Source organism: Streptomyces sp. NBC_01298, from assembly GCF_035978755.1.
Classification (GTDB): domain Bacteria; phylum Actinomycetota; class Actinomycetes; order Streptomycetales; family Streptomycetaceae; genus Streptomyces.
The window spans coordinates 163,662-177,958 of record NZ_CP108415.1 but is presented as its reverse complement, the minus strand read 5'-3'; the positions used below and the strand labels follow the sequence as shown (position 1 = coordinate 177,958).

At 71.0% G+C, this 14,297-nt stretch carries 15 protein-coding genes; 9 read left to right on the top strand and 6 right to left on the bottom strand.

The features are described from left to right. Nucleotides 1–4: 4 nt before the first annotated feature. Complete coding sequence (locus OG730_RS42115) at nt 5–898, bottom strand: amino acid--tRNA ligase-related protein (protein ID WP_327309873.1); 894 nt, start codon at nt 896–898, stop codon at nt 5–7. Nucleotides 899–1,335: 437 nt separating this feature from the next. Between OG730_RS42115 and OG730_RS42110 the strand changes: the two genes are divergently transcribed. From OG730_RS42110 to OG730_RS42070, 9 genes are all read left to right on the top strand, one after another. Next, entirely contained in the window at nt 1,336–1,476 is a 141-nt protein-coding gene (locus OG730_RS42110) for a hypothetical protein (RefSeq protein WP_327309872.1), read from the top strand. Nucleotides 1,477–1,590: 114 nt separating this feature from the next. Next, a complete protein-coding gene (locus OG730_RS42105) occupies nt 1,591–2,667 on the top strand; it encodes a fatty acid desaturase family protein (protein ID WP_327309871.1) in 1,077 nt (358 codons plus the stop codon). A gap of 108 nt (nt 2,668–2,775) precedes the next feature. Beyond that, the gene (locus OG730_RS42100; protein ID WP_327309870.1) at nt 2,776–3,909 is read left to right on the top strand and encodes an inosamine-phosphate amidinotransferase 1; all 1,134 of its coding nucleotides are present in this window, start codon (nt 2,776–2,778) and stop codon (nt 3,907–3,909) included. Nucleotides 3,910–3,980: 71 nt separating this feature from the next. Next, a complete protein-coding gene (locus tag OG730_RS42095; RefSeq protein ID WP_327309869.1) occupies nt 3,981–5,264 on the top strand; it encodes a hypothetical protein in 1,284 nt (427 codons plus the stop codon). Continuing rightward, nucleotides 5,261–6,118, top strand: coding sequence for a DUF3865 domain-containing protein (locus OG730_RS42090; RefSeq protein ID WP_327309868.1), 858 nt, complete (start codon nt 5,261–5,263; stop codon nt 6,116–6,118). The genes OG730_RS42095 and OG730_RS42090 overlap by 4 nt, the downstream gene beginning before the upstream one ends. Beyond that, nucleotides 6,118–6,531 (top strand): GFA family protein, encoded by a 414-nt coding sequence (locus OG730_RS42085; RefSeq protein WP_327309867.1) that lies wholly within the window; start codon nt 6,118–6,120, stop codon nt 6,529–6,531. Before OG730_RS42090 ends, OG730_RS42085 begins: the two co-directional genes overlap by 1 nt. Nucleotides 6,532–6,657: 126 nt before the next feature. Further along, on the top strand, nt 6,658–7,530 hold the full coding sequence (locus OG730_RS42080) for a dimethylarginine dimethylaminohydrolase family protein (protein ID WP_327309866.1): 873 nt from the start codon (nt 6,658–6,660) through the stop codon (nt 7,528–7,530). A 111-nt stretch (nt 7,531–7,641) separates the two neighbouring features. Continuing rightward, nucleotides 7,642–8,922 (top strand): cation:proton antiporter, encoded by a 1,281-nt coding sequence (locus OG730_RS42075; RefSeq protein WP_327309865.1) that lies wholly within the window; start codon nt 7,642–7,644, stop codon nt 8,920–8,922. After that, nucleotides 8,919–9,509, top strand: coding sequence for a nitroreductase family protein (locus tag OG730_RS42070; RefSeq protein WP_327309864.1), 591 nt, complete (start codon nt 8,919–8,921; stop codon nt 9,507–9,509). Before OG730_RS42075 ends, OG730_RS42070 begins: the two co-directional genes overlap by 4 nt. Before the next feature lie 46 nt (nt 9,510–9,555). On the opposite strand, the gene OG730_RS42065 is transcribed toward OG730_RS42070, so the two are convergent. The 5 genes from OG730_RS42065 to OG730_RS42045 all read right to left on the bottom strand — a co-directional run bounded on the left by OG730_RS42065 (nt 9,556) and on the right by OG730_RS42045 (nt 14,227). Next, nucleotides 9,556–10,518, bottom strand: coding sequence for an NsdA family TPR-like regulatory protein (locus OG730_RS42065; RefSeq protein ID WP_327309863.1), 963 nt, complete (start codon nt 10,516–10,518; stop codon nt 9,556–9,558). A gap of 563 nt (nt 10,519–11,081) precedes the next feature. Next, entirely contained in the window at nt 11,082–12,362 is a 1,281-nt protein-coding gene (locus tag OG730_RS42060) for an MFS transporter (RefSeq protein WP_327309862.1), read from the bottom strand. Nucleotides 12,363–12,390: 28 nt separating this feature from the next. Beyond that, nucleotides 12,391–12,921, bottom strand: coding sequence for a DUF6624 domain-containing protein (locus OG730_RS42055; RefSeq protein WP_327309861.1), 531 nt, complete (start codon nt 12,919–12,921; stop codon nt 12,391–12,393). Nucleotides 12,922–13,013: 92 nt separating this feature from the next. Beyond that, nucleotides 13,014–13,475 (bottom strand): helix-turn-helix domain-containing protein, encoded by a 462-nt coding sequence (locus tag OG730_RS42050; RefSeq protein WP_442815240.1) that lies wholly within the window; start codon nt 13,473–13,475, stop codon nt 13,014–13,016. After that, nucleotides 13,469–14,227 carry a helix-turn-helix transcriptional regulator gene (locus OG730_RS42045; protein ID WP_327309860.1) on the bottom strand — a complete coding sequence of 253 codons (759 nt, stop codon included), beginning with the start codon at nt 14,225–14,227 and terminating at the stop codon, nt 13,469–13,471. The genes OG730_RS42050 and OG730_RS42045 overlap by 7 nt, the downstream gene beginning before the upstream one ends. Nucleotides 14,228–14,297: the final 70 nt, after the last annotated feature.

The following is a 14,297-nucleotide window of genomic DNA, read 5'->3' as shown; positions in this document are numbered from 1 at the left end:
GATGTCAGAACTGGGGGGACTGGAGGAACGGGGTGATGTCGCGCAGTCCGGCGGAGGCGGCGCACAGCCGCTCGATGCCGATGCCGAGCCCTGCAGTGTCCGCAGGCACGCGTCCGGCCTCGACGGCTTCCTGGGCGAGCCGCTGCTCGTCGTCGTAAAGGCCAGCTTCCTTGGCCCGTTCGGTAAACGCAGTGCGGTTCGTCTCGTCGGTGTAGCCGTGGACGAGCTCGATGCCGTCGACGATCAGCTCGAACCGCTCCAGAACGGCGGTGGTCCCGGGGGCCAGGCGGGCGCACGGCTCGTCGCCGCCTGCGGGGTAGTCGGTCAGGAACACCGCCCGGCCCGTAGCGCTGGCCTCCAGCTCGAGGGCGATGTAGCGGCCGAGGACGTCACGGAACGGCTCGCCCGGATCGGCGCCGATCCGGGCGGCCAAGAGCGGGTGCAGGCCGCTGACGGACTCGGTACGCAGGTCGATGCCGAACTCGTTGCGGATGTGGTCGGCGACGGATAGGCGCTCGGGGGCGTAGGCGGGCAGGTGGGGGCCGACCAGGCGCCAGGCGAGGTCGATCAGGTCCTCGAAGCCGAGGTGCGCGGCGTACAGGTCGAGCATCGTGAACTCGGCGGCGTGGAGAGCGTCCGGAGGCTCGGGCCGGAAGCACGGCCCGATCTCGTACACCCGCGGGAGGTCGGTGCTCACGTTGACGCGCAGGGCCGGGCCGATCATCGCGCGCAGGTGCCGGCCCCCGTGGAGGCTGGCGGACGCGCGGCGGCCGGGCCCGAGGTCGGCGCGGCGGGCGACGGGGGTGACCACTTCGGTGAAGTCCTCGTCGTGCAGCAGGGCCCTCAGTCCGTACAGCACGTGGGCCTTGGCGCGGATGGCGCCGGACAGCGCGGACATGCGCTTCCCCTCTCAAGTCGACGTCAAAAAAGGGATGTTGGCGACCGCAGCTGCACTCTGAGTGGCGCGGCCCCCCGTGGAGCGCCTCAACGTAGCCGGACGCCACCGGGGCGTAGAAGACCGCGCGCACCGGCCAAGCGGTCCTGTGCGCGGCAGGTAACGAGATTCCAGCGGCCTTCTAGAGCGTTTGGCCAGGTCAGAAGCGGGTTGGACGCAACGGACACGCAACACCCCGGCGCACCTGACGCAACGCCACAACCCGTTGCCGTGGCCCTCGGCGCGGCCCTAGCGTGATGGCACGGCCACTCGGCGCGATGGCTCACAAGCGCCTTCGGCGTAGCGCCTGGCCGGTTCCTTCGAGCCGCGATCATCCCTGGCTCGACCTTCCGATTCACCACGCGTGGCCGCGGCATGTCCGCGGCCCGAGAGGAGAACCCATGGACCAGACCCTGAAGCTCGGCATGCGCCCCGGCCCGGGCGTCAAGCTGGGCATGCGCCCCGGCGCGGGCACCGTCAAGCTCGGCATGCGCCCGGGCGAGGGCGTCAAGCTCGGTATGCGCCCGGGCGCCGCCGCCTGACCCCGATCGTCCTGATCGGCTGACGTGCTGCTGCCGGTGGTCGGGGCGCCCCGACCACCGGCAGCAGTTCACCGAAGGCCAATGCCCCGTCCAGTGATGTCCCGAGGAGAGCAGATGGGCAGGACCAACCGGTGGTCGGTACGCCGGCGCGAGAAGACACCAGGGCGCAGCAAGTACTCGACCGGCGCGTCCGGTCCCGTCCGAAAGTCCCTGGGCCCGCAGTTGGTCGCCGAGTTGGAGGGCCTGTGCGGCGCTCCGAGCGTCGGGCTGCGAGACGTCGTGGGCGACATCGGGGCGATCGCCGCGGCGGCGTTCGTCGGCTCCGTGGTCGGGCACGTCGTCGGGCCGCTGCTCGCGGTGCTGTACATCGGGGTGCGCCAGCGGCACCTGTCGAACCTGGCACACGAGTGCGTCCACGCGAAGCTGTTCATCACCTCGCGCGGCAACCGTCTGGCGGGGTACCTGCTGACGGGGCTGCTCGGGGAGGGGCTCGTGCCCTACCGGGTCACCCACGGTGTGCACCACGCACAGCTGGGCACCGGAAGCGACCCGATGTTCCAGTCGTACCAGGCCGGGCGCCTCCACTCTGTCCGGGCGCCGATGAGCCGGAACGCCTTCCTGCTGCGGGTGATCGTCAAGGCCGCGCTGTGGCGGCTGCCCACGTCGGCGCTGCGGGTGCTGGTGACCCGCGGCCCGCGGGAGAGCCGCTGGGCGCCGGCCGCCCGTGCGGTGGTGTGGGCGGGCGTCGCCGCCGTGTGCTGGTCCTTCGGCGTCCTCGGCGACCTGCTGCTGTACTGGCTGGTCCCGCTGGTGTTCGTGCGGCCGGTGGTCACCTGGATCACCGACCTCGGCAACCACGCCGGGCTGATCGAGAACCGCGACGATGTGCTGCTGCAGACCCGCGGTTGGTCCTCGCACTGGCTCACCCGGCACCTGCTCGGTGGCCACCTCGACGACATGTTCCACCCGGTACACCACTGGTGCCCCAAGATCCCCTGGCGGCGCCTGCCCGAGGCCACCGCCCTCATCTCTGAGCGCCTGGAGCGCTGGGACGAGGTGCCGTGGTGCTCCGGCTACTTCTTCCGCCGTCGCTCCACCCCCGACGTGCCGTGCGTCATCGACGACGTCATCGCGCGCCTCACCGCCCACCCCGCACGCCAGGCCGTGGCCGCCGAGCGTACGGCCGCCTGACCGATCCCCCTCTCCCTGTCCAAGACCGGCCTGCCGCAGCGCCGTCCGGGCGGCACCCCGTGCCTGCCCGCGCCGCGCCGGAACCCGCCGCCGAGGAGGCGGCTACCCATGACCCACTCCCATCTCACCCCGCCCGCCACAGGCGTGCACAGCTTCGACGACTTCACCCGCTTGCGCGAGGTTGTTGTCGGCCGCGCTGACCACTACACCGCCCACGACGCCGACAGCAGCTGGAGGCTGTTCTACTTCGAGAACGTCGCCCCCCACCTGGCCGACGGACAGCGGCAGCTGCCCATCCCGCAGCAGATCGTCGACGAGCTCAACGAGGACGTCGCCGCCTTCGCCGACGCCCTGGCGGGCTGCGGGGTGCGCGTGCTGCGCCCCTCCGTCCCGGGCAAGGACATCCAGGTGTCCTCCCCGTGGTGGACCAGTGGCGCGACGCCGCCGCTGAACGTCCGGGACAACGCGATCATCCTCGGCGAGACGATCGTGGAGACCGCCCCACACATCCGCGGCCGGATCTTCGAGAACGACCACCTCAAGCCCCACTTCAACCGCTACTTCGAGCAGGGCGCGAACTGGCTGTCCATGCCGCGCCCCGCGCTCGCCGCTGGCTCCCTCGACACCGGCTACTTCGACCAACAGGGCATCGACGTCACCGCGGCGACCGCCGGCGAGGACGCCCTTCCGATCGACGGCCTGGGCCTGGAGATGGTCTTCGACGGTGCGCAGTGCATCCGCTTGGGCCGCGACGTGCTGGTCAACGTTGCCAACCACAACCATCAGCTCGCCTACCGGTGGCTGGCCCGCAACTTCCCCGGCTTGCGCCTGCACCGGCTCCCGGGGATCGCCGACAACCACATCGACTCCATCGTCAGCGTGCTGCGCCCGGGCCTGATGCTGCTGCGCTCCCCGCACTACCTGCAGTTCCTGCCGGAAGCGATGCGCGGCTGGGAGGCGATCTACCCGCCGCCGAGCACGGTCCCGGAGCCCGACTACGACGAGTTCGGGTTCGTGATCCCCACCGCGTCCCGATACATCGACATCAACGTCCTGTCGATCGACGAGAACACGGTGGTCGTCAACTCCCTCTACCCGGAGCTGATCGAGGTGCTGGAGCAGCGCAACTTCAACGTCGTCCGGGTCCGCCACCGCCACCGCAGGCTCGCTGGCGGCGGGCACCACTGTTTCACCCTCGACACCGTCCGCGACGGCGGCCTCGAGGACTACCTGTCCGCCTGACGCCCGGCCTGCACCCGTACAAGCCCGTCCGGCCGCACCCGCGCGGCCCGAACCGAAGGAGTACCCCGGCCATGAGCAGCAGCACCGGAGATTGGCCCCCGCCCCGCGCGTTCTGGACCGACACCCTGCCCGAGAAGACCGCAGGCATGACCAGCCCGTACCTGTTCAAGGGCGTCGTCCCCGCCTCGGCGGCGAGCGCGGCCGCCGTCCTGGACGGCTTCGCCGCAATCCGCCGCGCCCACGCCACCGGGGTGGAGATCACCGCGAACGCCCGGGTGTACGTGGGCGAGGAGGAACGCCCCGAGCTGGTCGACACGGTGCTGGCCGCCGACGGATGGCCGGAGGGCGGCTTTCCCGCGTGGATGCAGGAGCAGGTCGGCGCGGAGCGGTTCAGCCTGGTCGTCAACACCCTGGAGAGCGTTAGCCCGCCGCTGGCCGAGGGCCTGGGCGAGTTCGTCGGCGCGCTGATCGACGGATGGGGCGTCCCGGCCGGCGGCGCGGAGCTGGTCGCCTTTGTCGGCAATTACAGCGGCACCGCGTTCGGCGTCCACGAAGGCTACGAGAACGCCTTCCTCACCCACTACGGGCCCGGCACCAAGGACTTCTACTGCTGGCCGGCCGAGGAGTACCGCAAGCTCACCGGCGGCGACGCCCCGCTGTACGGCGATTACACGTGGCTGCTGGAGCACGGCGAGCACTTCGCCCTGGAGCCCGGCGACGCGTTGTTCCTGCCCGAGCGCGTCTTCCACGTCGGCCGGCAGAGCGAGTTCTCGGTCTCCGTTGCCATCCCTCTCTACACTCTCCCCGACGCCGCGATCGCCCGGGCCTGGATCGCCCCCGAACTGCTGGAAACCCTGCTGGCCAGCGCCCCCGACACCGACGCCGGCCAGCCGTCCCCGATGCAGCCGCTGACCGCCGGCCCCGGCGACCTCGCCCGCCGCCTGGCCGCTGTGTCCGCCGCCGCGCTCACCGCCGCCGCCCAGCAGGCCCCGGCCGTCGCCGAGCAGCACGCCCACCAGCGCTGGCACACCGTCCTCAGCAACGGCGGCTGGCAGCAGACCGAGAACGACCTCGCCCGCGACGAGGCCGTCACGGCGTTCGCGGCCGCCACTCTCACGCCCGGCACGAACGTCACGGTCCGCGCCCCCTACCAGCTGATGATCACCGGAGATCAGGCGTTCCTCCGCGGCCTTGAGGCGCCGGCCGATCCCGCCGTCCTCACCCCCGACCTGGTCCAGCGCCTCAACACCGGCCCGACCCCCCTGCCCGACGACCCGCAGGTGATCGCCGCGATCCGCACGCTCGGCGCCACCGGCGGCATCACCGTCACCACCACGCCCGAGGAGTCCGAGTGACCATCACCGCACCCACGCTCGATGCCCTGCGCGGCACCAGCCTCGTCGAGGCGTACCTGAACGCGAACCCGGAGACCCGCGGCTACATCCACGCCACCCTCCAGGGCAACCGCGACAACGGCGACGACCTCGTCGACAAGCACCTCAAGCCCATGATCGACGCGATCTACCGGCAGATCCGCTCCCTGGTCGACCCCGGCACCCTCAACGTCGCCCAGGCCCGCATGTACATCGCCGAACTCGCGGTCTTCGCCCGGCACAACGCTCAGTTCCTGCGTCTGGCCGCCGCGCAGGTCTACAGCTCTTGCCCGGCGCTGGGTCACGAGTTCGACCGGAACTTCCTGGAAGAGGGTGGCGAGCCCGGCAAGGTCCCCGCCCACTACATCCTCTACACCCGCGCGCTGCTCGCCGACCTCGGTCTGCTCGTCAACGGCCACGTCCCCGCCGACGAGACCGCCAAGCTCGTTCTCCAGCACCAGGTCCTGGTCAACTCGCACATGACCGGACTCATCGCCGGCGGCTACTACGCCACCGAGGGCGTTGCTGTCGCCGAGACTGAGATCCTGCGGGACATCACCGACCGGTACGGCGAGCTGACCATCGGGGCGAGCGGCGCGGAGCTGGAGAACCTGGACTACTACTACCGGCTCCACCTCGACGAGGGCCATGAGGCCGCGCAGATCGGCGGCATGAGTGTGGAGGAGGCCCACGTCGAGGGCCTGGCCCGGTTCATCCGTCAGAGTGACCTCTTCCACCTCGATCTGCCGCAGGCCCTGGAGGGCTTCCTGCAGATCTTCAAGGCGATGGCACACTGGTGGACCCAACTGGCCTACCGTGCAAGGGAATTGAACTAATGTCCGAGACTGCCGCCGTCACCGGCTCCGGCCCCGAGGTCCGCTCTGGCGGCTGCCTGTGCGGGAAGGTCCGCTTCACCGTCACCGGCCCGGTGGACGACCCGCACATCTGCGCCTGCACGGACTGCGCCAAGCGCTCCGGCGCGCCGTTCCAGTGGTGGGTCGGATTTCCGATGGCCGGCCTGGAATGGACCGGCGCCGAGCCGACCTGGTTCGACACCCACCCCGGCAAGACCGCCCGCGGCTTCTGCCCCGACTGCGGCAGCCACATCGCGGCCCTCGACTACGGCGGCGCGACGATCATCGGAATCCTGGCCACCGCTCTCGACGGCCACGAATCCGATCAGGCCCTGGTCCCCACCAACCTCAACCGGCTCTCCGAGGCCGCACCCTGGCTCGCCCAGGTCGGCTGACCCCGGACTCCTGCGGGGGCGGGCGCACCTGACAATGCCCGTCCCCGCAGGCACCCCCGCCATGGGGCCGTGCCGGGACGACCTCCACCCCGCACACCACCGCGCCCCACGACACCGGGAGAACCCGTGCCCGCGCATACCCACGTCGCCACCGAGTACGGAACTCTCCGCCGCGTCGCCATGCGCCACGCCGGCGACTTCACCCGCCCCCTGACCGGCCCCGACCTCCACCCGGTTCTTGCACGCCAGCAGGCCACCAGCACCTGGGCCCCCTACGACCCCGCCGCCGTCCGCGCCCAGCAGGACCAGCTCATCGCCCTGCTGCGCGACCGCGGAACCGACGTGGTGCTTCTCCCCGCGGCACCGGGCTGCTCAGCCCAGCACTACCCCCGCGACATCGCCTTCGCCGTCGACCACGTTCTGTTCCGGGCCCGCCTGAACTCGACACACCGCCTCCCCGAAGCCGATGCCCTCACCGACCCCGAACTTGGCGTGCAACCCGCAGACCTCGCGCGCGGAACGATCGAAGGCGGCGACGTCCTGCTCCCCGACACCGGCCGCGTCCTCATCGGCCTGAGCGAGGAAACCAACCCCGAGGGGGCGGCCGCCCTCGAGGAGGCCCTCACCCGGCACAACATCGACCGTGAGGTCGTCCCCGTGCACTTCGCGGGCAAGGGGATCGTCCACCTCGACGACCACCTTGCCATCGTCGCACCCGGCACCGCCCTCATCCACCGCGAAGCGTTCACCGCAGACCAGAACCGCTGGTTCAACAGCTACTTCGACGACCTCATCCCGGTCACCGACGCCGAGGCCCGCGCCGTCCAGGTCAACGTCCTGGCCATCGCGCCCACCACGATCGTGGTTGGCGCCAGCAGCGACCGGATCGCCGCCGCCCTGGCCGCCCGCGGGCTCGAGGTCCTGACCGTCGACTACAGCGAGGTCACCCGCATCCCCGGCTCCCTGCGCTGCACCACCCTGCCCCTGCTGCGCACCTGACTCCCGCCCACCTTCCCAGAGCTGCCTGCGCCAGGCCCACCCTGTCCAAGGCTGGCCGCACGCTCGCCCACGCCCACCGGCCCCTCGCGCCGACCTCGGAGGATCCCTGCGATGTCCAGCCCCCTCTCGCTCGTCCTTGTAGCCGTCCCCACCGTGGTGCTGGCCTGTCAGGCCGGCGGCTGGGCCGCCCGCCGCCTCGGCCAGCCCCCCATCATCGGCGAGATAGCCGTCGGTATCCTCCTCGGCCCCTCCCTCCTCGGCTGGCTCGCCCCCGGCGTCCAGCACCTCCTGCTGCCGCCCTCCGTCCTGCCCTACACCTCGGTACTCGGCAACCTCGCCCTGCTCGTCTTCCTCTTCCTCATTGGCCTCGAACTCGACCTGCCCTCCTTGCGCGCCAGCCGCCGCGCCGTCGCCTCCGTCGCCGCCGGCAGCATCCTGCTGCCCCTCGCGCTCGGCACCGCCCTCGCGCTGGCGATGTACCCGGCCCTCGCACCGCCCGGAGTACAACGCCTCCCATTCGTCTTGTTCATCGGCACCGCGCTGTCCATCACTGCCTTCCCCGTCCTCGCTCGGATCCTCACCGACCGCGGCCTGGCCACCACCCGCCTGGGCACCTTCGCGCTCGCGTGCGCCGCCGCCGACGACGCCGTGGCGTGGTGCCTGCTCATCGCCGTCACCTCCCTGGCAACTGCTGGCCCCCCGCTGGCCGCACTCACTGCCCTCGCCCTGGCCAGCGCATTCACCGCCGCACTCGCGGCGGCGCGCCCGATCGTGAAGCGGTTACTGGAGCGTGCCGCCCGCACCTCTGACGACCTTGTGACGGTGCTTCTGGTCGCCGGGCTCCTCCTGGCCGCCTGGGCCACCGACCGGATCGGCGTCCACCCCGCAATCGGCGCATTCCTGGCCGGTGCTGCCGTGCCGCGCGGGGTGCCGGCCGTCGAACGCAGCGCCGCCCGCCTCCAGGCGGTGCTCGTCCCGCTGCTGCTGCCGCTCTTCTTCGTCGACATTGGCCTGCACACCGACCTCGCTGCTCTCCCGGCGGGTCAATGGGGCTGGGCGGCGCTCATCCTGGCTGTGGCCGTGACGGGCAAGTGGGCCGGCGCCGCTGGTGCGGCCCGGCTCGCCGGCTGCGACTGGCGATGGTCGGCTCTGGTAGGCGCGCTGATGAACTGCCGCGGGATCACCGAGATCGTCGTCCTCGGCATCGGCCTCGAACTCGGCGTCATCTCCACCAACCTGTTCACGATCATGGTCCTTATGGCCGTCGTGACCACCGCGGCCACCGCGCCGCTGCTCGACCGCCTCACTCGAGGCGCCTCCGACCTCACCACCCCGGCCGCCGCAGACGATCAGGTCCCCGTACTGCCCCAGCGCCCGGGGGCGACCCGATGACCACCGCGCCGGCCGCACGGGCCGCCGCGGTAGAGGCCGAGACAGCGATCCGCACCCGGCGCAGCACCATCCGCCTCACCGCGCCCGCCCCAGGCCCGGACGAACTGCTCGACCTCCTCGCGGCCGCGGCCACCGCGCCCGACCATGGGCAGCTGCGCCCCTGGCGCGTGATCGCCATCTCCGGCGACGCCCGCATCCGGCTCGGCGAGGCCGCCGCCGAGGCCGCACCCACCGCCGACCTGGCCGAGAGGATCGTCGCCAAACACCTGCGCGCGCCGATGATGCTTGCCCTGGTCTTCCAGCCCCGCGACCATCCGACCATCCCCCGCTGGGAGCAGCTGGCCGCGACGTCTGCGATGGCCACCACGCTGCTGCTCCTCCTCAACGTTCGCGGCTGGGGCGGCGTCTGGTTTGGCGGCCCGTACCCGGACGCGCTGCAAGTTCGCAAACACCTCGGCCTCGGCCACGGCGAGCAGCTACTCGGCTACCTCCACATCGGGACACCCGCCCGTGAGGAGGCACCCCGGGTCCGTTTCGCGGCCGACGTCCGCTCCAAGCTAATCTGGGTCGGCGACACTGCGGCCTGACCGACTCCTCGCTGGCGCGCGACACTCTGAACCGGAGCTCCGACGTTCAGAAATCGTGGAGGGGGCCACCAGCGGCGGCGTCGGACAGGCGCCGTGCCAGGCGTCGGCTCTTGAGGTGCTGGACCGCCGCTCTCGCCTTCCCCAGCGACTCCTCCCACGCTGCTCGGTCACCACGCAGCCGCGCCAACTCCGCACCAGTGATCAACAGCTCCACGCTGTCGCGCGTACGCTCCGGCGGCAGGCCCATTGCGACCTTCAGAGCCTGCTCACCCTCCTCGGCCAGCCCGGCCATCGCCAGCGCCCACGCGGCCTGCCCCTCCAGTTCGGGGCGGTCCAGCCACGCCAGCCACCGAGGGTCCGATCCGCGCCCGGCCCGCTCGAACGCGCCACGCGCCCGCTCCACCGCCGCCTGGCACTGCGCGCCGTCCCCGTTGTAGGCCCATGCCCTCGCCTCTGTCACCGCGACGTATGCCCGCACCAGCGCAGGCGCGCCCGTCGCCGCAACCACCGCGCTGCGGGCGTGGGTCAGCACCTCCCGGCCATCGCCCCGCACCGCCGCCAGCCGGGCCTGGTGAATGCAGCCGCGCGCCAGCCGGCCGCGATCGCCGATCGCCTGAGCAAGCCGCATGGCCTGCAAGTCGTAGCGCTGAGCCAGGCCCGGCAGCTGGTCGTCGTAGGCCATGCTCGCCAGCGCGAGCACCGCGTCCGCGACGCTGCCGTACAGCAGCCGGCCACGCCCGGCGTTGAACCCCCCTTCGAGCAGCGGAACAGCGTGGGCGGCGAGGAAGGCGGCGAAGACGGAGCGGAACTGCCCGCCTCCGTGGCGGGCGTCCGTCCTGCCATACAGGTCGGTGTGTGCATCCAGGAGCTCGATGTCCGCCACGGTCACCCGTCGCTGTCCGCGCCCGGCGATCTCCGTGTCGGGCAGCATGACAAGTGCCTCGACTGCGGAAGGTGCCGCGGCGAACGGGATCCTCCGCACCGCCGTGCTCTTGGGAACAGCGTCCATCTGCCACAGCCTCCGGAGCATCCGCACCGCGTGTCCCAGGTCCCCGTACTGAAGCGCCTGTTGGGAGACATCCAGGTCTTTGGACAGCCACCCCAGAGTCTCAGGAGATACCTGGCGCTTGCACGCCCGAGTCAGGACGTAGCACGCCGCATCTGCCAGCTCCGGCCCCGGTTGTGCGCCGGCGCACCACCGAGACACCGTGCTTGTGCTCACGGACCGCGGCTGGCCGCCAGCCGCGCAGTGCTCGCGGATCCTCTTGGCGAACCCCGCCAATGACCACTTGAGTTCATCAAGGATGATCTGCTCGAGGTCGTGGTTTCTCGGGGAGGTTCCACGCGCAGACGTCGCCCCACTTGTGCGGCCATCCCTGGTGTCTGCGTGGCCACGGTGGACTGCCGTGTCCAGGCTGGAGTCCCCGGTGATGGTGTTGGTCACCACTGCGGGCGGGTGTGGGGTCCCCGGGGCTGGCTCGGTCATTGCCAGTCGCCTTTCGTTGTCCGACGAGGGTAGGTCGTGGTCTCGCCACGTGCGGGCCGCAGCCCGGTGCCACGAGGAGAGCAAGATCAGCTGACTGTGGTGGTCACCGGCGGCATGGCGGTCAGGCGGCCTATGGGCGAGCGCCACAGCACCCAGGACGACAGGACCAGGAGGACGAGGCCGGTGAGCATGGTGGTGGGCACGCTGGTGAGGGCTGCGAGGGGACCGGCGGCGACGGCTGCGAGAGTCTCGCCGCCGGCCACGGCCCAGTACGCGTTCTGCACGGCTCGGGCCTGGAATTGGGGCGGGCTGACGGCCTGGTGCACGGAGCGCTGGGTGGTGCCCATGCAGCAGGCCGCGGCGTGCTGCGCGAACCCGGCTGAGGCGAGGACCGCCAGCCAGCCGAGCCCGGCTCCGGCGATGAGCGGTGCGACGTGTGTGAGGGCGTACACCGAGGATCCGATGCTGAGGACGGCGCCGGGACCGTAGCGGTCCGCGAGGCGGGGAGCGAGAAGGGCCCCGGCAAGAGCCCCCAGGCTGCTCGCTGCCATGACGATACCGAGACCCGTCGTGCCGATCTGCACCGTGGTGAGCAGGTGGTACGCCAGGAATGTGCTGGCGAGTCCAGTGCCCACGCCGGTACCGACGAGGGCCAGAAACAGGGGGTTGAGCAGTGGGTCGCGGGTGTTATGGAGGAGGCCGTCACGGATCTCACGGACCATAGGCGGTCGTTTTCCCGGCACTTTGGGGGCGGGCCGCACGCGGACGCGGGTCGCGCACCACGCGGACACCAGGAAGGACGCCATGTTGGCGAACGTCGCCTTGGCGGGCCCGACTGCCGCGACGAGTAGGGTCCCCAGTCCCGCCCCGGCAATGCTGGCCACGCTGGCCACCGACGCGAGCCGGGCATGAACCCGGTGCAGCAGCCTGGGATCGGTAAGCCGGGGCAGCGCAGCCATCGCGGCCGCGCCATGGAGGACGGAGAGGGCGCCGAGTGCGAAGGCGACGATGTAGAGGGCGGGCATCGTCAGCTGGCCGAGGACGGCCGCGGCGGGTATCGCCAGGACAACGCCGGCCGCGGCAAGGTCGGTGGTGAGGAGCACGGTGCGGAGCGGATGCCGATCCAGGACGACGCCCGCCGGTAACGACACAATCAACGCCGGGAGTTGCGCGGCGGAGGCCAGGAACGCGATCTGGCCGGGGGTGGCCTGGAGGTGGAGGACGGCGAGCGCGGGCAGTGCCATCCGGTGGACGGCCGTCCCCGCGTAGCTGGTGCCTTCACCGGCCAGCAGGGCGATAAGAGCCCTGCGGGTGGTCGGTCCGCTGTCCGGTGCCGCTGGGGTGGTGGTGTCGGGGGCTGCCGTCACGGTGCGTCTCCGATGTTCTGCGGGAAGATCACGGCCGACTCCGCTCCGCCGAGACTGCGCTTGCGCCGCTGAGGTAGACGGCCGTTTGCTGGGCGATCGGGACCAGTCCGATATCGGCACGCATGCGTTCGGCGGCTTCCCGGTCCTTGATCGGGTAGGGGCGCAGGGTTCGCGGGTTGACCTGGGTGCCGTAGGTCTGCGGAATCGACAGCGCCACATCGCAGGTGTCGGCGACGTACGCGTACAGAATCTCCGGGAGTTCCCCGCTGTCGAGGGCCAGCTTCATCAGGTTGCGGCAGCGGATCTGGAAGCCCGGATCGCCGCAGGCCAGCAGGATGCGTACGGCGTCGGCGGCCGACTGGGCGCCGACCAGCCCGGGGGTGGGCCACCCGTGGACGTCGACGATCTCCCGGAGCTGTTCGGCATTGGTCCGCCGGATCTCGCGCAGCTGGACCATCAGGTGGACTGCGGGGATCCGGCAGGCGGTTGCGTGAGCGCTCTTCTCCGCGAGCCGCATGGCCTGCAGCATCTCGCTGGCCTTGCCGATACCGGCCGTCACCGCCGCTGGCGTGCGCCCGGGCGCGCCGGACGGCGGGGTGTCGGAGGTGGCGCTGGCCGTGGCTGTGCTCCCCGTGGAGGGAGTTGTCGCACTCACTCCGCGGCCTCAGTCGCGGCGCCGGCAGGCTTCCCGCCGCGGGGGCGGAATCGGACGCCTTCCTGGGAGAGGAGGCGGTGGATCATGCCGTAGGAGCGTCCCGTCTCGTCGGCGATCTGGCGAATGGCGCCCTGCTGTTCACCGGTGTAGGCGGCCACGACCTGCTGGGCGAACACCTTGCGTTCCTTGTCGGACAGACGCGAGTTCTTCTTGTGTCGAGGCAGGCCCAGGGACGGCTTCACCGGCTTCTTCTTCCGGGTCGTTCTGGTGGCGGACCGGCGAGTGCGGGTGGCGGGCATCGTGGAGCTCCTGGTCAGAGGTCGGTTTCGGGGGGATGCGAGAGCGGGAAAGCCGCCGACGTCACTGAGGCAGAGGTGGAGGAACTCCTCGTACTCGTCGTCGGAGGCGGTGAAGTCGGTGCGGGAGACCGCGATGAGTCCGGAGGGGATGCTCAGCACAGGAAGCCTTCATCCCAGCCGCGGGCCACCAGGTGGTGATTCGTGCGGGCGTCGAAGGCGAATCTGAGGGCGCTCAGGTCCGCCTTCACGACCTCGAGCGAGACTCCGATGGCCATCCCGATTGCTGCCTGCGGGTCACCGAAGGCGGTGAAGCCCAGCACTGCACGCTGGCGCGGGCTTACAGCCGCGTTCACGCCGCTGGAGACCCCTCTGGCCAGCTCTCCCCGTAGGTAGAGGTCTTGGACCAGAGCTGTAGTGGAGCGGACAGCAGTGAGTCGGCGTGCCTGAGCTGTGTGCGATTTGACGGTGTCGACGCTCAGGAAGAGCCGCCCGGCTACTTCTGGAGTGGTGCGGCCCTGTGCGTAGAGCTGCGCGATTCTTACGTGATGCGGGTGCAGCGGCGGCTGCACCTCCGCTTCCGACGGGGAAGACAGACTGGGGAGTCGCTCGGTCCGGACCCACTGATTCAGGAGCGCCATGATGGTGGCGCGCTGCTCAAGGAGGACTGCACCACCACGGTGGTGGGCGGGTCGCGGGACGTCAGTCCATCCACCGACCTGCACCTGCCGCGCGGCAACAGCGGGTGACCAGCTCACACATCGGACTCGCGTGCATCCGTCCTGCCGTGCTGCGAAGTCGCTGATCCACATCGATGCGAGCCGCGCGACGGCCTTTTCCCCGGGGGCCGTAAAGGCGTTCTCCAGAATCAGAACGGGTGCTGTGCTGGCGGAGCGTAGCGTGAACGCGCCCACGAGCCGAGGAGCTGGCGCCGTGCGCCACATTCCGATGGCCAACCTGCCGCGCCGCACCGAGTCCCGTTGG